General features: G+C 73.2%; 18 protein-coding genes and 2 pseudogenes. 12 read left to right on the forward strand and 8 right to left on the reverse strand.

The genetic code is table 11. From position 1 onward, the window contains the following. Positions 1-49 precede the first annotated feature (49 nt). Together IE275_RS10760 and IE275_RS10765 are read left to right on the forward strand one after the other, a co-directional pair. Entirely contained in the window at positions 50-493 is a 444-nt protein-coding gene (locus tag IE275_RS10760; protein ID WP_189710505.1) for a carboxymuconolactone decarboxylase family protein, read from the forward strand. A 120-nt stretch (positions 494-613) separates the two neighbouring features. Then, a complete protein-coding gene (locus IE275_RS10765) occupies positions 614-1,093 on the forward strand; it encodes an iron chaperone (protein ID WP_189710215.1) in 480 nt (159 codons plus the stop codon). 77 nt (positions 1,094-1,170) lie between these two features. On the opposite strand, the pseudogene IE275_RS10770 reads toward IE275_RS10765, so the two are convergent. Continuing rightward, a pseudogene (locus IE275_RS10770) lies at positions 1,171-1,440 on the reverse strand (MmyB family transcriptional regulator); the annotation flags it as partial. Positions 1,441-1,444: 4 nt separating this feature from the next. On the opposite strand from IE275_RS10770, the pseudogene IE275_RS45875 reads away from it, so the two are divergent. The 8 genes and pseudogenes from IE275_RS45875 to IE275_RS10805 form a co-directional block, all read left to right on the forward strand. Continuing rightward, a pseudogene (locus IE275_RS45875) lies at positions 1,445-1,609 on the forward strand (short-chain dehydrogenase); the annotation flags it as partial. Between the two features lie 166 nt (positions 1,610-1,775). Continuing rightward, complete coding sequence (locus tag IE275_RS10775; RefSeq protein ID WP_189710217.1) at positions 1,776-2,225, forward strand: hypothetical protein; 450 nt, start codon at positions 1,776-1,778, stop codon at positions 2,223-2,225. Between the two features lie 236 nt (positions 2,226-2,461). After that, on the forward strand, positions 2,462-3,142 hold the full coding sequence (locus IE275_RS10780; RefSeq protein WP_189710219.1) for a hypothetical protein: 681 nt from the start codon (positions 2,462-2,464) through the stop codon (positions 3,140-3,142). Between the two features lie 149 nt (positions 3,143-3,291). Further along, positions 3,292-3,807, forward strand: coding sequence for a hypothetical protein (locus IE275_RS10785; protein ID WP_189710221.1), 516 nt, complete (start codon positions 3,292-3,294; stop codon positions 3,805-3,807). 147 nt (positions 3,808-3,954) lie between these two features. After that, positions 3,955-4,608, forward strand: coding sequence for a hypothetical protein (locus tag IE275_RS10790; RefSeq protein WP_189710223.1), 654 nt, complete (start codon positions 3,955-3,957; stop codon positions 4,606-4,608). Between the two features lie 111 nt (positions 4,609-4,719). After that, positions 4,720-4,965 carry a ferredoxin gene (locus IE275_RS10795; RefSeq protein ID WP_189710507.1) on the forward strand — a complete coding sequence of 82 codons (246 nt, stop codon included), beginning with the start codon at positions 4,720-4,722 and terminating at the stop codon, positions 4,963-4,965. A 3-nt stretch (positions 4,966-4,968) separates the two neighbouring features. Further along, positions 4,969-6,360 (forward strand): NAD(P)/FAD-dependent oxidoreductase, encoded by a 1,392-nt coding sequence (locus IE275_RS10800; protein WP_189710225.1) that lies wholly within the window; start codon positions 4,969-4,971, stop codon positions 6,358-6,360. A 24-nt stretch (positions 6,361-6,384) separates the two neighbouring features. After that, entirely contained in the window at positions 6,385-7,623 is a 1,239-nt protein-coding gene (locus IE275_RS10805) for a cytochrome P450 (protein WP_189710227.1), read from the forward strand. Positions 7,624-7,636: 13 nt separating this feature from the next. Here the strand turns inward: IE275_RS10805 and IE275_RS10810 are convergent, their stop codons facing one another. Next, on the reverse strand, positions 7,637-9,523 hold the full coding sequence (locus tag IE275_RS10810) for a glycoside hydrolase family 5 protein (RefSeq protein WP_229870193.1): 1,887 nt from the start codon (positions 9,521-9,523) through the stop codon (positions 7,637-7,639). Positions 9,524-9,704: 181 nt separating this feature from the next. Next, on the reverse strand, positions 9,705-11,192 hold the full coding sequence (locus IE275_RS10815; protein WP_189710230.1) for a long-chain-fatty-acid--CoA ligase: 1,488 nt from the start codon (positions 11,190-11,192) through the stop codon (positions 9,705-9,707). Positions 11,193-11,341: 149 nt separating this feature from the next. On the opposite strand from IE275_RS10815, the gene IE275_RS10820 reads away from it, so the two are divergent. Next, positions 11,342-12,544, forward strand: a complete 1,203-nt coding sequence (locus IE275_RS10820; protein ID WP_229870194.1) for a PucR family transcriptional regulator — start codon at positions 11,342-11,344, stop codon at positions 12,542-12,544. Between the two features lie 205 nt (positions 12,545-12,749). Next, positions 12,750-13,658: a COX15/CtaA family protein gene (locus IE275_RS10825; RefSeq protein WP_229870195.1), complete on the forward strand. Its 909-nt coding sequence runs from the start codon at positions 12,750-12,752 to the stop codon at positions 13,656-13,658. Here IE275_RS10825 and IE275_RS10830 read toward each other — a convergent pair. Genes IE275_RS10830 through IE275_RS10850 form a run of 5 tightly spaced genes read right to left on the reverse strand, consistent with a single transcriptional unit; the run spans position 13,610 to position 18,254 of the window. Continuing rightward, a complete protein-coding gene (locus IE275_RS10830) occupies positions 13,610-14,737 on the reverse strand; it encodes a tryptophan dimethylallyltransferase family protein (protein ID WP_189710234.1) in 1,128 nt (375 codons plus the stop codon). The genes IE275_RS10825 and IE275_RS10830 overlap by 49 nt on opposite strands. Continuing rightward, positions 14,734-15,636 carry a phytanoyl-CoA dioxygenase family protein gene (locus IE275_RS10835; RefSeq protein ID WP_189710236.1) on the reverse strand — a complete coding sequence of 301 codons (903 nt, stop codon included), beginning with the start codon at positions 15,634-15,636 and terminating at the stop codon, positions 14,734-14,736. Before IE275_RS10835 ends, IE275_RS10830 begins: the two co-directional genes overlap by 4 nt. 2 nt (positions 15,637-15,638) lie before the next feature. Then, positions 15,639-16,088, reverse strand: coding sequence for a lasso peptide biosynthesis B2 protein (locus IE275_RS10840; RefSeq protein WP_189710238.1), 450 nt, complete (start codon positions 16,086-16,088; stop codon positions 15,639-15,641). Beyond that, a complete protein-coding gene (locus IE275_RS10845) occupies positions 16,085-16,342 on the reverse strand; it encodes a lasso peptide biosynthesis PqqD family chaperone (RefSeq protein ID WP_189710240.1) in 258 nt (85 codons plus the stop codon). Before IE275_RS10845 ends, IE275_RS10840 begins: the two co-directional genes overlap by 4 nt. A 40-nt stretch (positions 16,343-16,382) precedes the next feature. Further along, entirely contained in the window at positions 16,383-18,254 is a 1,872-nt protein-coding gene (locus IE275_RS10850; RefSeq protein ID WP_229870196.1) for an asparagine synthase-related protein, read from the reverse strand. Between the last annotated feature and the right edge of the window lie 10 nt (positions 18,255-18,264).

The raw sequence follows: 18,264 nt of genomic DNA on the forward strand, positions 1-18,264 counted from the left end.
CATGAACGCCATGACCGCGACGACCGCGACGACCGCCCCGCAGTCCCGCATGCGCAACCCCGCCGTCGTCCTGCCCGATGCGATGCAGCCCCTTCAGGCGATCCTCAAGACCGTGCGCTCGGGTGGTGTGGACGCGCAGACGCTGGAGCTGGTGCATCTGCGCGTCAGCCAGATCAACGGATGCAGCGCCTGCGTCGACGGGGGCGCGAAGACGGCCCGCAAGGCGGGGGTCGGCGACGAGCGGCTGGCCGCGGTCGCCGCCTGGCGGGAGGCGCCGTACTTCACCGCGGCGGAGCGGGCGGCCCTCGCGCTGGCCGAGGCCGCGACCCGGCTCGCCGACCGTCCCGACCCGGTGAGCGACGACGTCTGGGACACGGCCGCCACCTACTTCGACGAGAAGCAGCTGGCCGCGATCGTCCTGATGACCGGTGTCACCAACCTGTTCAACCGGCTCAACGCCACGACCCGCCAGATCGCCGGCGCGTGGGGCTGACACCCGTCGGAACCGCCGGGGTGAGATCCCCGTGACTCCGCCCTTGGAGGAGCCGTGGCTGCGGCGCCCCTCCGCCATGAAGATGTACCCATTGATGTGAATACCGGGAGGAAATCCACCATGAACGACACGCAGCAGCCCGCCAAGAGCGGCACCGCGAACGACGAGACGTCCGTGCGGTTCACGGACGAGGAGCGCGCCGCGATGAAGGAGCGCTCCAAGGAGCTGAAAGCGTCCGCGCGCCGCGGATCACGTGCGGACAAGGCGGCACAGGACGAGGCCGCGGTCCTCGCGAAGATCGCCGAGATGCAGGAGTCGGACCGGTCGATGGCCGAACGGATCCACGCCGTCATCAAGGCCGGCGCACCGGACCTCGCGCCGAAGCTCTGGTACGGGATGCCCGCCTACGCCAAGGGGGGCAAGGTCGTCTGTTTCTTCCAGAGCGCGCAGAAGTTCGGCGCACGCTACGCGACGTTCGGCTTCAACGACACGGCCCACCTCGACGACGGCAGCATGTGGCCGACCGCGTACGCCCTGACGGAGCTGACCGCCGCCGACGAGGCGCGGATCGGCGCGCTCGTGAAGCAGGCGGTGAGCTGAGGCCGCGACGCCCCGCCGCCGGCGGCGGGGCCGGGCGGGCCCCAGGGCGGTCCGCCCGGGACGGCGTGCGCACCCCATCAGGGCGACGCGGTGATGTCCTGCGTCCCGAGGACCGTCAGCAGGGCGAGGCGCTCGGCGTCCTCCGTCCCCGGCTCCGCGGTGTAGACCATGATCCGCAGATCGCTGCCGGCCACGGAGAGCACGTCGCAGTCGAGCGTCACCGGGCCGACCAGCGGATGGTCGATCGTCTTGCGGGCCGCGTCGTGGACACCGACCACGCCGCTGTCCCACAGCTCGGCGAAGCGGGAGCTGCGCGCGCACAGCTCCGCGATCAGGCCGCGCAGCCGGCCTCGTGTCAACGCGGTCGACCCCGGTTTCACCGCCACGGACCTCAACCACCGCACCGGCACGCAGACCGTGGAACAGGGCGCCGACGTCATCGTCCGTATGGCCCTGATCGACGCCGACGGGCCGACCGGCACGTTCCGCAGGGCGGCCGGTCCGCTTCCCTGGTAGCCCACCGGCCGGCCGCCCGGGATCCGCGGCCGGACGGATGGACCGGACGAGGTCGGCGAAATGAGGTCGGCCCGATCCCGTGCAACCCTCGAGGTGCGGAACGTGTCTTTACCTCAAAAGGGATGATTCACATCATCCATCGCACCTCGTTCCACCGGGGGAACACATGAGCCTCTCTCGCACGCGCACCCGCGGCGTCACGGCCGCGGCACTCGCCGCCCTCGCGGCGACCACGCTCACCGTCGCCGACGCGGGAGCCTCACCGGCGGCGGCCGCGGCTCCGCAGAAGCGCCAGATCGCGTCGTCCGTACTGGGCACCGACTACAAGATCACCCTGACCGCACTGCGTTCCACGGAGGACAGGTACGCCGCATCGGTCCGTCTACAGGTCTACAAGAAGGTCGGCGGAGCCTGGAAGGAGTCGGACCGGGTGACGGTCGGCGACGTGGGCGGCTGGTTCTGGTACCCGCTCACCGGCAGCGGCGCCGTCTGCCAGTTCTCGACCGCCGGCACCGAGCCCGCGCCGCTCACGGTGAGCCTGCTGCTCACTCCCTCCCTGGGCTGCTCCGAGCCGGCGCACTACGTCGTGAAGCAGGGCAGGGTCTACGCGGACTGACCGAACGGCCGACGGCCGCCGATCCACCGGCCCGGCCGCCCGACTCCCCGCCGACCGTGCGGGGCGCGGCCGGGCCGGCCGCGTTCGCGACCGGAGCCCCCGCCGTCCGGCACGACTCGTCGCCGATCGCACGCTCGCCCCCCACCCCCCATCAGCACGATTCCATCACATGGTCTCCACAAGATGATCAGATGGAAGATAATTCACCACTCAACTGAACCATCCCTGGGGGGACCATGAGTCACGACATCACGCCGCCGCCCATGCCCGGCCACGCCCCGCCTCCCGCGCCCGGCTACGGCCCTCCGCGGCCGCCGAGGAGGAACACCACGATCCTCGTCGCCGCTGCCGCCGCCACGGTCGCGGCGGTCCTCGCCGCCGCCGTGACCGCCGGGGTCGCCGGCGACAAGGAGGCCGAGGCGACGCCCACGGTGACCGTCACCGAGACGGTCCCGGCGCGGGGCGACGAGGACGCGGCGGACGCCGACGTCTACGCCGACGCCGAGCCCACCCCCGAGGACGCCGGCGACGACTCCTACGCGCTCGACGACACCGTCGTCTACGACCACGACGTCGAGGTGAGCCTGTCGAAGTTCTCGCGCGGCGTGTCCAGCGAGTACGCCTCCCCGGAGAAAACGGCGTACGCGAAGTTCACGATCAAGGTCGTCAACGCGTCGGACAAGACCGTCGACGCCTCCGAGATGACCGTCAGCTGCGCCTACGGCGACGAGGGCCGGGAGGGTGAAGCTATCTACGACGACGGGCTGGACGGCCTCCCGGACACCAGCATCCTCGCCGGCCGGTCCCTCTCCGTGCCGTGGGCCTGCGAACTCCCCAAGGGAGAAACGTTCCTTCAGGTCGAGGTGGCGCCCGACTACGACTCGGAGACGGCGATCTTCACGGGTGACGTGAAGTAGCCCCGCCGCGCGCGGACCACCGCCCCGGCCGCAGATGCCGGCCGGGGCGGTGTCCTCCACGCGCCTTCCGACGCCCGGCGGTCGCCTCTCCCGGGCCACCCTCACCGTTCGGCTGCCCCGGGGCACCGCGGTCGGAGAGACTCCTGGGCATGCCCGACAACTCGCTGTTCATCGCCGGCCTCACCGGTGTCACGGCGATCGCGGCCAGTTCGCTGGCGAGCTGGCTGACCAGCAGGGGCAACGCCCACGCGGCCCGGATCCAGGTCGAGGCCGGGACCGAGGCGCAGCGCCGCGACGGCGTCCGGCAGACCCGGCGGGCCGCCTACCTGGCCCTCATCGAACAGGCTCAGGTCGTCGCCGACGGGCTCCGGGGAGTCGACGCCCTCTCGACCGCCGAGGCCCGGACGGCGCTGGCCGCGCACCGGGACCGGCACCAGCGGTTGCGCCGGGCGGTGACGCTGATCGATCTGGAAGGCCCGTCCACGGTCCAGGTCGCGGCATCGAACCTGTTGATCATGTCGGGCACGCTCACCACCGCGCTGGCGGCCACCGCCGAGAGCGCCTGCCGGGAGAACCGCCGTGAGTTCCGGGAGACATTGCGCGCCTACATCCGGCTGATCGGCCCCTTCGTCGACGCGGCCGCCGCGGCCCTGGACGAGCGGTAGGCGCGGCACCGGAGGAACGGTGGGCGCGGCACTTCACGAACGGTGGGCGCGGCACCGGACGAACGGTGGGCGCGCGGCGGTCCGGTGGCGCGAGGTCGCGGATTGCTGCTGTCTGTAGGGAGGGCCGCAGACAGAGAGCGAGTGAGCATGAGGCAGACGCGCAGGCGCCTCGGAACGCCCCGGGCCGCCGGGATCGCCGGGACCGTGTTCGCGATTCTGATGGCGGCGGCGATCGTCCTGATGCGCCTCGCCCTGCCGGGCGGGGCCGACGGGGCCGACGTCGCCGTGAACGCCGGGCAACGGCACACGGTGCGGACCGCCCTGGAACTCCTGCCGTACGCGGGGATCGCCTTCCTGTGGTTCATGGGCGCGCTGCGCGAGCAGGCGGGTGCCGGTGAGGACCGGTTCGTGTCCACCGTGTTCCTGGGCAGCGGGCTGGTCTTCGTCGCCACGCTGTTCGCGAGTGCCGCGGCGGCCGGAGCCCTGCTCGCCGAAGGCCAGGACCACTCGGCGTTCGGCCGCCAGTTCGCCTACGCCATGCTGACCACGTACGCGATGCGCATGGCGGCGGTGTTCGTCTTCACGGCCTCGACGATCGGCCACCGGCTGGGCGTCTTCCCACGCCCGCTCGTCGTCCTCAGCTATCTCGCCGGGCTGACGCTGCTCGTGGTGGGGGCGAATCTGCCCTGGTCAGAGCTGGTCTTCCCGGGCTGGGCGCTGATCGTCAGCGTGCACATCCTGCGGGGCCGGCGGCCCGACGGCTCACGGCCCGCCGGCGCGCGGCCCGGCGCACCGGCCTGAGCCGGCCGTGGCGCTCACTCCAACGGTCCACTCCTCGTCGCCGTCCTGGCGCCCGACGCCGAGGATGGACGCGGGGGAACCGGGCTGGCCATCGGAGAGGACCGATCCTTGGTGAGGATTGTCGTCGACCTGAACCGCTGTCAGGGATACGCGCAGTGCGCGTTCCTCGCTCCCGAGGTGTTCGTCATGCACGGCGAGGAGGGGCTGCTGTACGACCCGGAGCCCGACGAGGCACAGCGCGAGAAGCTGGCCCAGGCCGTCGCCGCCTGCCCCGTCCAGGCCATCCTCGTGGACGCCGTCGAGACGCCGGACCGTCGGATCCGACGGTCACGGCGGGCGCACCGGCCGGGGCGGTGACCCGTGAACGGTGACGGACCCCTGCACAGACTCCGACGCGAAGGACGCATCGTCGTCGTCGGCGCCTCGCTGGCCGGCCTGCGCGCCGCGGAGACCCTGCGCGACGAGGGCTTCGCCGGATCACTGACGTTGATCGGCGACGAACCGTACGAGCCGTACGACCGGCCTCCGCTGTCCAAACAGGTGCTGCTGGGCATGGCCGACGCCGACCGCACCGCGCTGCCCCGGCGCCGGGCCCTCGACGCGACCTGGCGGCTCGGTGTGGCGGCGACCGGGCTGGACATGGCCGCCCGCCGGGTGCGGCTGGCCGACGGCGACGAGGTGCCGTACGACCGGCTGCTGATCGCGACCGGGGTGCGGGCGCGTCCCTGGCCGCGCGAGGCCGAGGCGGCGCTCGACGGTGTCATCTGTCTGCGCAGTCGCGGCGACGGCGCCGCCCTCGCGCGGCGGCTCGCCGAGGGCCCCCGGCGGGTCCTCGTCATCGGCGCCGGGTTCACCGGCTCGGAGATCGCCTCCGCCTGCCGTGAGCGCGGTGTCGCCGTCACCGTCGCCGAGCGCGGCGCGGCACCCCTGGTCGGCGCACTCGGCGGGGTGGTCGGCGCCGTCGCCGCCGAACTCCAGCGCGCGCACGGTGTGGACCTGCGGTGCGGGGTCATGGTGACCGCTCTGGAGGGCGACGCCTCGGGGCGGGTGCGGGCGGCGCAGCTGTCCGACGGCTCCACCGTCGAGGCCGACGTGGTGGTCGTCTCGCTGGGTGCCCAGCGCAACACCGACTGGCTCGCCGGGTCCGGACTCGGCGCCGGCCCGCGCGGCATCGCCTGCGACGCCGGCTGCCGCGCCTTCGACATCCGCGGCATCGTGACCGACGACATCTTCGCGGCGGGCGATGTGGCCCGCTGCCCGCACCCCTTGTTCGGCTACCAGTTCCTGTCGCTCGAACACTGGGGCAACGCCGTGTCGCAGGCCCGGATCGCGGCACACAACATGATCAGCGAGAGCACCGACCGCCTCCCCCACCTGGCCGTGCCGGCCTTCTGGTCCTCCCAGTTCGGAGTCAGCATCAAGTCGGTCGGCGTACCGACCCTGGGGACGGAGATCGTCGTCCCGCAGGGCTCGCTCGACGGTGGCGGATTCGTGGGCGTCTACGGCTACCAGGGGCGCGTGGTCGGCGCGGTCTCCTTCGACCACGCCCGCTGGCTGCCGTTCTACGAGGAGCAGATCGAGAAGGCGGCACCCTTCCCGCCGCCGTTCCCCACGCTCGACCGGCGTCCGGACGCACAGCGGCCGAGGGACGCGGACTTCCCCGACCCGTCGGTCCCCACCCACGGTCCCACCGTGACCCTCAGCGGCTATTCGCCGGCCGACCGCCGGATGACGTTCACGCCCGCGCACTGATCCGCACGGCCCCGAGGACCCGCCATGACGCAATCCCTGCTGCACCAGATCCTGGACCCCGCGAACCGCGCCGATCCCTATCCGATCTACGCGGAACTGCGCAAGACGCCGGTCCACCACGAGGAGGACGGGCCGTTCGTCGTCAGCACCTACTACGAGATCCGCAGCCTCCTGCACGATCCCCGCATCAGCTCCGACGCCCACAATCTGGTCTCGACCGGCCATGACCCACTGGCCGAGCCGGCCCAGGAGGAACAGAGCGAGCTGCCCCCCAGCTTCCTGCGGCTCGATCCGCCCGAGCACGACCGGTTGCGGCGCATGACCAACCGGCACTTCGGCCCGCCGCACTCACCCCACCGGGTGGACGGAATGCGCGGGGAACTCCAGGGCATCGTCACCGGGCTCATCGACGGGATCGGCGACCCCGGCCGGATCGACCTGGTGGACCAGTTCTCCTACCCCTTCCCGGTGACGGTGATCTGCCGGCTGCTCGGGGTGCCCCGCGAGGACGAGGCGCGCTTCCACGGCTGGGCGGACGCCATCGCCGCGAGCCTGGACCCCGATCCGGACGCGGATCCGGCGGAGCGCGGCAAGGGCGCGCCCGACGCCCGGATGCAGCTCGGGATGTACCTGGCCGGTCTGATCGAGGAGCGCCGCAAGAACCCCGGGGACGACATGCTTTCCGAGCTGGCCTCCGCCAAGGGCCCGGACGGCACGCTGACCACGATGGAACTGCTCAGCACCGCGGCCCTGTTGCTGATCGCGGGGCACGAGACGACCGTCAACCTGGTCACCAACGGCATGCTGACCCTGCTGCGCAATCCCGACGTCCTCCAGCGGCTGCGCGCGGACCCGCGGCTCGCCGTACCGATCGTCGAGGAACTGCTGCGCTTCGAGCCGCCGGTGCAACTGGTGCCGCAGCGCACTCCGCTGGCCGACATCGAGGTCCACGGCGTCACCATCCCGAAGGGCTCCTCGCTCTGGCTGGTGCTGGCGTCCGGCAACCGCGACCCACGCCGCTTCGAGAACCCGGACCGCTTCGATCCCGACCGGCGCGACATCCAGCACCTCGGCCTGGGCAGCGGCATCCACAGCTGCTTCGGCGCGCCGCTCGCCCGGCTGGAGGCGCAGTTCGCCCTGTCGGAGCTGGCCCGCAGGCTGGAGAACCCGCGCCTCCTGGAGGACCCGCCCCCGTACCGGCAGAACGCCGTGCTGCGCGGGCCACGCCATCTGTCCATCGCCTGCGACGGAATCCGGCCCTGAGGGATTCGGCGGCTCAGGGCCGGAGCGGGCTGCACAGCAGGGCCGCGGGGCCCTGCCGCGCGCCCACGCGGGTGGTGAAGGCGATGCCCGCGGCGTACTCGTCGGCGGCGCACTGGCCCTTGTAGCGGCCCTGGGCGAAGTCGCCGCCGGTGCCGTCGGCGGGCCGGTTGTCGGACCGGTCGAACCAGACGGTCCGTCCGGTGCGGCCCGTCGTGGTGCGGGCGGGTGCGCACAGGGCCGCCGACACCCGCTCGCCGCGGCGACTGTAGCCGATCAGGAACTGCCCGGCGGGGCACTGGAGTTTGGTGTAGCCGCCGGCCCAGTCGCCGTTCGCGGGGACATGGCGTTCGTCGGTGACGACCGTCTGCGCGTTCCCGTCGGCGCGCAGGTCGCCGGCGGTCACGTCGGTGCACAGGCCCCGGCCGCCGGTGTGGCTGAGCCCGGCCAGCCGCAGCCCGTCGGGGCAGGCGGCCTTGGACGCACCTGAATCCCAGTCGCCGCCGGCCCGCACCCGCAGGGACCGGACGTCGTCGCCCCGGTCGGTGGTGAGCATGCGCCAGGCGGGCACCGGTGCGACGGGGCCGGTGCGACCGGGGGACGTCATCAGGCGCTGCCAGCCGGTGCCGCGCCAGTCGGCCCCGTCGAGGATGCCGTACCGCCGCCCGGCGGTGTCGTAGCGCAGCAGGGACCAGTCGTCGTGACCCTCCCAGCCGACCAGCGGCCAGTAGGCGAAGTCGGCGTCGTGGTCGGCGAAGTAGTCGGTGATGCTGCCGAACCAGGTGCGGGCGGCGGCGCCCGTCTCACCGGCGCCGATGCCGAACTCGCTGATCCACACGGGGGCGGTGTAGTGCTGCCCCTCCGTGGTGACGAAGAAGGCCTGGTCGGCGAGGGTCTGGTACAGCTGGTCGCGGGTCAGGTCCTGGTAGCGGGCGTCGTGGGTCTCGCCGATTCCGGTGGCGCCGCTGTGCCGGGGACCGGTGTAGCCGTAGAAGTGGGCCGAGTAGACCAGCTTGTGGGCGTTCACCAGGGTGTGCGAGAGGGTGCGGGCGGGGGCGAGGGTGGGACGTTCGTGCGGCAGTCCGTCGACGGGCAGGCCGGTCCAGTTGATGCCCTCGACGACGATCAGCAGGTCGGGGTTGCCCTCGATGAGGATGCGGTCGGCGGCGAGCCGGGCCGCCGCGTACCAGTCGTGGGCGTCGCCGAGCCCCCAGTTGGGGTCGTCCAGCACGTCGCGGCGTACCTCGTTGTACAGGTCGGCTCCGACCACCCGGGGGTCGGCGGCGTAGCGGCGGGCCATGAGGACCCAGTCGTCCGCCCATCGTTCGGTGGACTGGCTGCTGTTCCAGCGTTCGTTGCCGTCCACGCCGCAGCACCAACGGGTGGTGTTGGTGTGGTTGTTGAGGATCACCGCGAATCCGCTGCCGGTGAGCGCGCTGACCACGGCGTCGTAGATCTCCAGGGGTGTCCTGCCGCGCAGCTGCGGGTTGGCCGTGACGGCGGCGTCCGGGACCGGTGCGGTCGCGTGGATCATCTCGTTGGAGAACGGCAGCCGGACGCTGTTGATGCCGAGTGCGTGGAAGTCCGCGAGGAGTTCGGGCAGCGGGGCGCGGTCCAGGCCGAGGGGGATGCCGTAGGAGTTCTGGCCGGCGTGGTGGTTGGCCGGGTCGGAGGTGCTTCCGCTGCCGGTCCAGGACCCTTGCGCACCGTCCCAGTTGGCGGACTTCAGGCGGAAGCGGTCTCCCCGGGCGTCGACGATGTAGCGGCCGCGGGTGGACAGCGGCGGCTGCCAGCTGTCGGCCGCCGCCTCGGCGGGGGCGGCCTCGACGGCGGCAGCGGCCTCGGCGGGGGCGGCGACCGCGCTCGGTGCCGCCGTCAGCAGGGTGAGTGCTACGGCTGCCATTACTGTCAGGTGCGTGACAAATCTGGACGGCATCCTGGTCCTCTGCGAGCGCGGGGCGGGGGGGGTACCGGGAACGGCGGCTGCCACCCTACGAGGGAACGGCCGCCAGGTCGATGGCGGCCGCCGTCACGATTCCCGGATCCACCCGCCGCGCGTCACGGAAACCGCGCCCGCGCCGGGATCACGCCGTCGGCGCGGTGATCTCCCGCTTGAGGATCTTGCCACTGGGCCCGGTCGGCAGGGCGTCCATCAGCCACACCTCGCGCGGGTACTTGTACGCCGCCACCCGGTCCTTGACGAACTCCCGCAGCTCGTCGGGCGTCGCGTGCGCGCCGGGGCGCAGGACGACCGCGGCCGCGATCTCCTCGCCCAGGTGGGCGTCCGCCCGGCCCACCACGGCGGCCAGCGCCACCGCGGGGTGCTCGTGGAGCACCTCCTCGATCTCCCGCGGGTAGACGTTGTAGCCACCCCGGATGATCATGTCCTTCTTGCGGTCGACGATGTAGAAGTAGCCGTCCTCGTCCTGCCGGGCGAGGTCACCGGAGCGCAGCCAGCCGTCCGGGACGGCCGCCGCCGTCTCCTCCGGCCGGTTCCAGTACTCCTTCATCACGTTCGGCCCGCGCACCGCCAGCTCACCGATCTCGCCGGGGGCGACGTCCTGGCCCTTGTCGTCCAGCAGCCGCACCTCCACGTCCCGGATGGGGGTGCCGATGGACCCGGCCTTGCGCGGCCGGTCGGGGTGGTTGAACGTGACCACCGGGCTGGTCTCGGACATGCCGAAGCCCTCCAGCACGGCGCAGCCGAAGCGCTGCTCGAAGCCGTGCAGGATCTCCACCGGCAGCGAGGCCCCGCCGGAGATGCACATCCGCAGCGTGGACACGTCCGCGTCCGACGGGTGCTGGAGCAGGGCCGCGTACATGGTCGGCACGCCCTCGAAGACCGTGGCCCCGTCGCGGGCGATGGCGTCCAGCACCGCCTGCGGGTCGAAGCGGGGGACGAGGGTGAGCGAGGCGCCGGCCCGGACGGCCACGCTCATGGTGCAGATCTGGCCGAAGATGTGGAACAGCGGCAGACAGCCGACCACCACGTCCTCGGGTGTCATCCGCTGCACCTGGACCGTGTTGACCTCGGTGTTGTGCCGCAGCCCGCCGTGCGTGAGCGCGGCACCCTTGGGCCGGCCCGTGGTGCCGGAGGTGTACAGCAGCACCGCCACGTCGTCGTCCGCCGTCGGCGCCACCTCCGGCAGCGGCTCGTGCCCGGCCAGCAGAGCGGCGAACGCGGCCGGCTCCACGGCGAGGTGCCGCACCCCGGCGGCGGCCGCGCCCTGCGCGCCCTCCCCCGGCGCCTGGTGCCACTCGAACAGGAGCACCGCCCCGGAGTCGTCGAGGTGGTACTCCGTCTCCCGGGTCTTCAGCAGCGGGTTCATCGGTACGACGACCGCGCCGGCGCGCAGGACGCCGTAGTACAGGACGACGAACTCGGGAACGTTCGGCAGCATCAGGGCGACCCGGTCCCCGGGGCGGACCCCCTCGGCCCGGAGCAGGGCGGCGGCGCGGGCGCTGCGCTCGTCCAGGTCCGCGTAGCCGGTGACCTGGCCCGCGAACCGCAGTGCGGGCCGTTCCGGCTGCCGTCCTGCCGTCTCCACCAGGAACTCCGCCAGATTGGCCATTTCCGCCTCCACGAATGTCACCGTCGAAATCCGCCGTTCACGTGGACGACATGGTGCTGCCACGCGTGACGACGGCCTATGGGCGGTGTGACAGCGTCCACCCCGCCGGATTGTTCCCTGGAACAATAGGGCGCCGTTAAGCTGCGACGATGGATCTCTCAGGGGTGGCTTCGGCGCTCCACGCACGGCTGCCGGAACTGGGCGAACGGATGGCGCAGCGCATCCGTTCGGACGTCGCCGCCTACAGGGACGCGTCGCTCATCCCGTTCGACTCGCTGCGCCGCTCCTGCACCGCCAACGCCGATCTGATCCTGAGCCACTTCAGTCGCGGGGACGACGACCCGGACCCGAGCCCCGCCCGGGACACCGGCCGTCTGCGCGCCGAACAGGGCATGCCGCTGGCCGACACGCTCCACGCGTACCGGATCGGTTTCGAGCTGCTCTGGTCGGAGATCATCGCGGAGTCGCGCACCCACCCCGAGGTCACCGACGCCCAGCTGGTGACCCGGTCGGCGGAGATCTGGTCGCTGTTCGGCCGCTACGCGGAGGCCGTCGCGGCGGCCCACCGGGAGACCACCGCCGAGCTGACCCAGCAGCGCGAGGCACGGCGTTCGGCCCTGGTGGAGGCGCTGTTCACCGGCGTTCTCGTCGACCGCACCACGCTGTGGGAGGCCGCGCGCGAGCTGGGGCTGCCCGAGCAGGGCCCGTACGCGGTCGCGGCGGCGGTCGCGAGCGCGCCCGGCGAGGAACCCCTCGCCGGTGTGGAGGCGACCCTGCGCCGCGACCATCTCCCGTCCGCCTGGCGTCTGCTGCCCGACCAGCAGATCGGCGTGGTCGCCCTGGCCACGCCGACGGCGGAGACCACCTGCCTGCGTGTCCTGCGCCGGGCCCGCGCCCGGGTCGGCGTGAGCCCCTGCTTCGCCTCGCTGCGGGACGCCCCCCAGGCCCTGCGGTTCGCGCGGCTGGCCCTGGCCGGTCTCGCGGGCACCGGTCCGGGCGTCGCGCGTTTCGACGACAATCCGCTGGCCATGCTGGTCGCGGCCGCCCCGTCCGAGGCGGCGCACCTGACCGAGGTGGTCCTCGCCCCGCTGCTCGGCCTGCCCGTGGCGGAGCGTGCCCGGCTGCTGGAGACGCTGGACCACTGGTTCGGCGCGGCCGGCTCCGCCGCGGACGCCGCCGGGACCCTGTTCGTCCACCCCAACACCGTCCGCTACCGCCTGCGCCGCGTCGAGGAACTGCTCGGCCGACCGCTGTCCGACCCACGGGCGGTGGCGGACCTGGGTGCGGCCCTCCTCGCCCACCGCAACTCCGGCGCGGGGCGCGGTGAGCCGGCCGCCGGTGCGTCCGCCTGACACGGCGTGGCCCCCGGGCACCGCGCCGATGCCCGGCCCCGGGGCACCGGCCGGCGTGAACCGTCCCCCCGCGCGGGGGGTGGTCCTTCGGGTTTTCCGCCGGGGCTAGGGTGAGTGGCCGGACCCGCAGATCGTTCAGCGAGGAGTCATCGTGGGGACACCGCTCTCCTGGTTAGCCCGTCGGTACACATGGTCGCCGCGCAGCGTGCGTGCTGCCGCGGTGGCGTCGGTGGTCGCCGCCGTCGCGATCATCGTCACCGGTGGGGTGGTGCGGGTCACCGGCTCCGGGCTGGGATGCCCCGAGTGGCCCTCGTGCACCGGGGAGAGTCTCGCGCCCACGGCCGAGATGGGGCTGCACGGGGCGATCGAGTTCGGCAACAGGCTGCTGACCGGGGCGCTGTGCGCGGTGGTCGGCTGGCTGATCGTCGCCGCCCGGTTGCAGCGCGACCCCTCCCCCGCGGTGCTGCGCGGGGCATGGGCGCAGTTCTGGGTCATCGTCCTCAACGCCGTCGTCGGCGGGATCACGGTGTGGACGCGGCTGAGCCCGTACGTCGTGGCCGCGCACTTCCTGGCGGCGACCCTGCTGCTGACGACGGCGCTGGTCACCTGGGAGCGGGTGGAGAGGGCCGAGGCCGACGCGCCCGGGCCGACCGAGGTGTCGGCGCGTTGTGCGGCGCTGGGCCGGTATCTGCTGGGCTGCACGGCCGTGCTGCTGGTGCTGGGTACGGCGGTGACCGGGTCCGGGCCGCACGCGGGCGACAGTTCCGATGTGCACCGGATGCCGTTCGACTGGGTGGGCGTCACCGTCGTGCACGGTGTCGTCGCGGGGGTGTGTCTCGTCCTGGGCGGTGTGCTGTTCGCCGCGCTGCCGGCCGGGTCCGTGGCGCGCAGGCGTACGGGGGTGTTCCTCGCCGTCTTCCTCGGGCAGGGGGCGGTCGGGGTGTTCCAGTCGCTGACGGCTCTGCCGTCGGTGGCGGTGGTCCTGCACCTGTGCGGGTCCGCCCTGGTGTGGTCGGGCGCGGTGCGCGTGGTGCTGGCGATGCGTCGGCGTGCGCCGGCCGGGGCTCAGCCCACGGCACGGCTCGCGCGGTCCACCACGGCCGCCGGCGCGTAGAGGGTCAGCGGGGCCGGGGCGGGGCGGTGGAGTTTCGTCGCCGCCCAGTGGAACGGGTTCGGTGCCGGTCCGGGCGCGTCGTCGGGGGCGCTGTGCGTCAGGAACGCGGCCAGTCGGCGCAGGTGCGCGGGGGGCACGTACGTCCGCAGCCGCTCCAGGGCCTCGTCGCCGGCGGGCGTGTAACGGTGGAAGGGCAGGTAGAGCGTCGCGTCGTCGGGGCGCTCGCGTCCGTCGTCCGTGAGGTTCCAGCACAGGGTCGGGCGGGTTCCGGGTGCCGTCAGCGCGGCGGGGCCGTCGGCCGACAGGGAGTCGAGCAGAGCGGCGGCGGTCCGGCGGGCCGTGGGCGAGAGCCTGTCCAGACGGCTGCCGACCTCCGCACCGGAGCGCTCCTGCACCGTCGTGTAGAACTTGATCCGCGCCTGCGGTGAGTCGGCGAGGTCGAGCGCGAGGAACGCCGGGATCAGATGCGCGACGCCGGCCGGGTCGTTGTCCCGCAGCCAGTGCCATGCCGTGCCGTGTCCGAGGCGCTCCATGGCCTCGCCCACGATCCGCCGGTTGTCGTCGACGCCGGCGGCCATGGTGTCGAAGTACGCCTTGACGCCCGTGATTCCCGTCGGCCGGACGGTCGCCGCGATGCACAGTCCGAACGCCGCCCTGTCGCTGCGCGGGCGGAACAGGTCGCGCAGGCCGTCCGCGCGCGTCAGGGTCGCGGCACCCTGTTCCTCGAGTGCGCGCAGGGCCCGCCAGCCCTGTTCCCAGCTGTCGGCGGCGGTGGTCGGCCCCTCAGAGGCGAGCGGCCGCAGGAAGATCCTCACCTCGGGGTCGGGCTCGTGCAGCACGAGGGAGAACTCGAAGGGCGCCTGGCCGCGGGCCGCCCGGGGCTCGTCGATCTCCCGTGACGTGCGATGCCCCCAGCCGGCGAAGAGCGTCTCGACCGCCTCCCGGGCCGCGCCGGGGAAGCGGGGGCCGAGGTCGAAGAGCCGCCCCAGGTACGTCAGGCCGCGCAGCGCCTGGCCGGCGTAGCCGTCCGGCCCCGTCGGCGGGCGGCCGTCCGCCGGGGTCCGCGCGGTGGCGGTCATCCGCGCTCCCGCAGGGCCGCGGTGTAGGGGGCCGTGTCGATGCCCGGGTACAGGTCGGCGAGACGGCCGAGGGTGTCGGCGGTCCAGTACGGGTCGCCCGGTACCGGGAATCCCAGCAACTGGCGCTGCCCCGGGGACAGTTCGGCCATGAGGTCGCAGAAGTCCGGCCAGCCCGGCGAGGCGGGCAGCATCGCCCACAGGTGCTTGCCGGTCCAGCGGGCGGCGGCGGAGTGCAGGTTGAAGAACACGGCGAGCCGGCGGCCGTGCCGGCCCCGGTAGGCCGAACCCCGGTGCACGAGGTCGCCGGTGAACAGCAGCAGGGAGCCCTTCGGCGCCTCGACGGGACGCTCGCGTGCGTACAGGTCCGGGTAGGCGTCCTTGCCGTACGTGGCCTTCCGGTCCGCGGTGATCAGGGGCACGCCGAGGTCACCGGCGCGCCCCGCCACATAGGTGGGGGCGGTGTCCACGGTCACGTCGGTCAGGTAGACGATGCCGAAGAGCCGCTGGTAGACGCCGTCGGTACGGGGCGGCAGCAGGCTGTTGACGGCCCAGGTGTCGTTGTGGAGCGCCTGGTCCTTCGTGTCCCCGTACGCCGTGCCGTACTTGGCCTGGACGAACGAGCTGGTCAGCAGGATGTCCCGGGTGCCCAGCAGCCGTTCGGCGACCTCGACGACCCGCGGGTCCAGCACCAGCCGGTTCAGGGCGTTGGCGGCGAAGGGGAAGGGGACGGCGTGCTTGAAGGCCCCGACGTCGAGGGTGCCGTCGGCCGTGGTCTCCGGGTCGGGGAAGTACTCCTCGATGCCCGCGGTGGCCCGTTTCAGCTCCTCGCCGGTCACGAAGGAGGGGATCAGGGCGTGTCCTCGCCGTGCGATCTCCCGTGTCACCGCGGCGACGTCCATGCTCATTCCTCCGCCTTCTCGGGCGCGGGTGCCGGGCGGGGGCCGGCGACCACGATGTTCTTCTGGAAGCCGTCGAGCTTCAGCGTCTCCCCGACGGGGCGGCCGTCCGCCTCGATCCACGCGTGGGCGGCGAAGGGGATCAGGCTGACGCCGGACACCCAGGTGGGCCAGCGCCCGCGGAACCGGGCGAGGACCGCCGCGGCGACCGACCGGTCCAGGCAGTACTGGCCGGCGCAGCGTCCGCTGACCGCGACCACGTCCCTGCGGGCGCGCAGCGCCTCGTCGTAGGAGGCGGGCGCGGCCCGGCGGCTGAGCCGCCGCAGGACCTTCTCCAGCCGGTACGGGGTGCAGCAGGCGATGAGAAGCCTGCTCACGCCCACCGCGGCCAGGGGGGCGACCCGCCGGTGGACGGGGAGGGGCGAGCGGGGTTCCAGGGTCATCGGCAGGGTCATGCGTCCGCCAGGAGGCGGGCGGAGCGCAGCGAGGCGATCAGCCGGGCGACGTCACCCTCGATGCGCTCGCGGGCGTCGGGGAAGCGGGCCTGGAGTTCCTCGACGACGGCCTCCTGCGAGGTGCCGGCGGCCAGGCCTTCGTAGACGGCGACGGCCAGGGGGTTGAGGCGGTAGTAGCTGCCGGACCGCTTGTCGAGCAGCACGGCGGCATCCTGGCTCTTGGTCAGGACGACATGGGGTGAGGGCTTCAGCACGGGCGGGTCGGCTTTCCGTTCGGGAGGTCGGTGGTCGGCTTCACGCGGGCTGGTCTCGGGCGCCCGGGGGGCGTGCGGCCGCGGGTCGTGCGCCCGCGGGTCGAGCGGCAGGTGCGGGCAGCGCGGTGCGCAGCCACACCTCGGCGCCCACGGTCAGTTCCAGGGCCGCGGTCTCGGCCTGGGGACGCATGCTGTCGCGGATGCTCGACCGCAGACGCCCCGGGTCGACGAGCCCGTGCCGCGCGAGCAGCGAGTCCTCGAAGAGGGCGAGGAGGTGACGGCGGTTGCGGGCGATCCCGTGGTGCACCGACATGCTGAACTCGCCCTTCGTCGAGCGGGAGAGCACCGCCTTGGGCCCGTCGAGCTGCATGGCGGCCTTCAGGGCCGGCTTGTAGCTCAGGCCGGGCCGGCTCTCGGCGCGGGACACGGACAGGGCGGCTTCCAGTACGGCGTCGTCCATGAACGGCAGCGACAGCAGGACGCCCTCCCGCTGCATCAGCTCGCGCAGCGGGGCCAGCCGGTGGCCGCCGGTGCGCTGGCCCACCAGGCTGAGATGGACGGACCGCTGCGGTGCCTGGGGACGGCCGGTTCCGGGGCCCTCGCCGACCAGGGAACGGACCGCTTCGGCCGTCCTCGGTGTCGCCCAGGCGGGTATGTGCCACTCGGGCCCCCAGTGCACGGTGGGCCGCGTGGTGTCCGGCCGGGGCAGGTGCACCGTCCGCAGCTGGCGTTCGATCCACTGGCCGTAGGTCTGCCGGCCGGACAGTTCGCGCAGCACCGATCGCGTCGGCCAGCGCCGCAGCCGGGCCAGGGGGCGGATCTCCCGCAGCGCCCTGAGGGGGGCGGTGCCGTAGAGGTCGCTGAAGTAGGCCGGTGCGACGGTGAACAGCTCGTCGCCCCCGAAACCGGCCAGGTGCACGGAGGATCCGCTCGCGGCGAACTCCCGCGCCAGGGCGGCCCTGCGGGTGCGGTTGCGGACGAGGGTGTACGGGGTGGACAGGCCGTGCGGGACCGACCGGTCGAGGACGCCGGCCGGGTCGCAGAGGCCGTCGTACGGGCCCGGGATGTCGTCCGGCCCGAAGACGGTCAGGTCGCAGCCGATCTCGCGCGCCGCCCGGGCGGCCCAGAGGGCGTCGTCGTGGTTGGGGTCCACGGTCTGTTCGACGAACGCCCGGAAGTCGGCCCCGTGGCCGGCCAGCAGATGGCACAGCGAGGTGGAGTCCATGCCGCCCGAGAGATCCGCGGACAGACGGCCCCGTGCCGTGGCGGCGCGTACCCCGACGGCGGCGTCGAGCGCCGTCCTCAGCCGTGGCGCGCCCTCGGCGAGGGAGAGTTCGGCCGCCGGCGGGTGCCACCAGGTGACCGTGTCCATCCGGTCGGCCCGCATCCGCAGCCGCTGGTCCGCCGGCAGCCGCCGTACGCCCGTCCAGCAGGTCGCGTCGGTCAGGCCGTAGTCCAGGGTCGGCTGCATCAGTTCCCAGGCGACCGTCTCCGTCCGGGGTGCCGCCCCGCACAGTGACGCCAGCAGCTCCGGGGAGTCGGAGGCGGCGTGCCCGCCGTCGGGCCGGCGGGCGTGGAACACCTGGCGCAGGCCGGAGGCGGTGCCCTGGACGTGGGTGGTCCGTCCGTCGGTGTGCACGATGTGGAAGCTGCCGGGCAGGCGATGCGCGGCCTCCATGAGGCTCTGCGGGTCGCCGTGCCGCCGCAGGAGGTCCGCCAGCCGGGTGGGGCCGGCGTCCGTCTCGCCGAACAGCGCGAGTCGCCGGACGCCCGCGTCGGCGGCGACCAGCCGGAAGTGCGTCGTGTCGGCGACAATCCAGGAATGCCCCGACGCGTCGGCGAGTGTGGAAATCCGGTCGGCTCGGCCAAATGAATCAGGAAGCGTATCCGTGAATTTTCCGGAGAAAGTCACGAACCATGAA

The organism is Streptomyces phaeofaciens (assembly GCF_014648915.1).
Taxonomy (GTDB): Bacteria; Actinomycetota; Actinomycetes; order Streptomycetales; family Streptomycetaceae; genus Streptomyces; species Streptomyces phaeofaciens.

What these genes read in the sequence shown, in the direction of transcription:
- IE275_RS10840 (WP_189710238.1), bottom strand. Translation starts at nt 16,088, where the DNA reads ATGACCCTGCCGATGACCCTGGAACCCCGCTCGCCCCTCCCCGTCCAC.
- IE275_RS10835 (WP_189710236.1), bottom strand. Translation starts at nt 15,636, where the DNA reads ATGGACGTCGCCGCGGTGACACGGGAGATCGCACGGCGAGGACACGCC.
- IE275_RS10820 (WP_229870194.1), top strand. Translation starts at nt 11,342, where the DNA reads ATGGATCTCTCAGGGGTGGCTTCGGCGCTCCACGCACGGCTGCCGGAA.
- IE275_RS10760 (WP_189710505.1), top strand. Translation starts at nt 50, where the DNA reads ATGCGCAACCCCGCCGTCGTCCTGCCCGATGCGATGCAGCCCCTTCAG.
- IE275_RS10765 (WP_189710215.1), top strand. Translation starts at nt 614, where the DNA reads ATGAACGACACGCAGCAGCCCGCCAAGAGCGGCACCGCGAACGACGAG.
- IE275_RS10830 (WP_189710234.1), bottom strand. Translation starts at nt 14,737, where the DNA reads ATGACCGCCACCGCGCGGACCCCGGCGGACGGCCGCCCGCCGACGGGG.
- IE275_RS10775 (WP_189710217.1), top strand. Translation starts at nt 1,776, where the DNA reads ATGAGCCTCTCTCGCACGCGCACCCGCGGCGTCACGGCCGCGGCACTC.
- IE275_RS10785 (WP_189710221.1), top strand. Translation starts at nt 3,292, where the DNA reads ATGCCCGACAACTCGCTGTTCATCGCCGGCCTCACCGGTGTCACGGCG.
- IE275_RS10810 (WP_229870193.1), bottom strand. Translation starts at nt 9,523, where the DNA reads ATGGCAGCCGTAGCACTCACCCTGCTGACGGCGGCACCGAGCGCGGTC.
- IE275_RS10815 (WP_189710230.1), bottom strand. Translation starts at nt 11,192, where the DNA reads ATGGCCAATCTGGCGGAGTTCCTGGTGGAGACGGCAGGACGGCAGCCG.
- IE275_RS10805 (WP_189710227.1), top strand. Translation starts at nt 6,385, where the DNA reads ATGACGCAATCCCTGCTGCACCAGATCCTGGACCCCGCGAACCGCGCC.
- IE275_RS10780 (WP_189710219.1), top strand. Translation starts at nt 2,462, where the DNA reads ATGAGTCACGACATCACGCCGCCGCCCATGCCCGGCCACGCCCCGCCT.
- IE275_RS10790 (WP_189710223.1), top strand. Translation starts at nt 3,955, where the DNA reads ATGAGGCAGACGCGCAGGCGCCTCGGAACGCCCCGGGCCGCCGGGATC.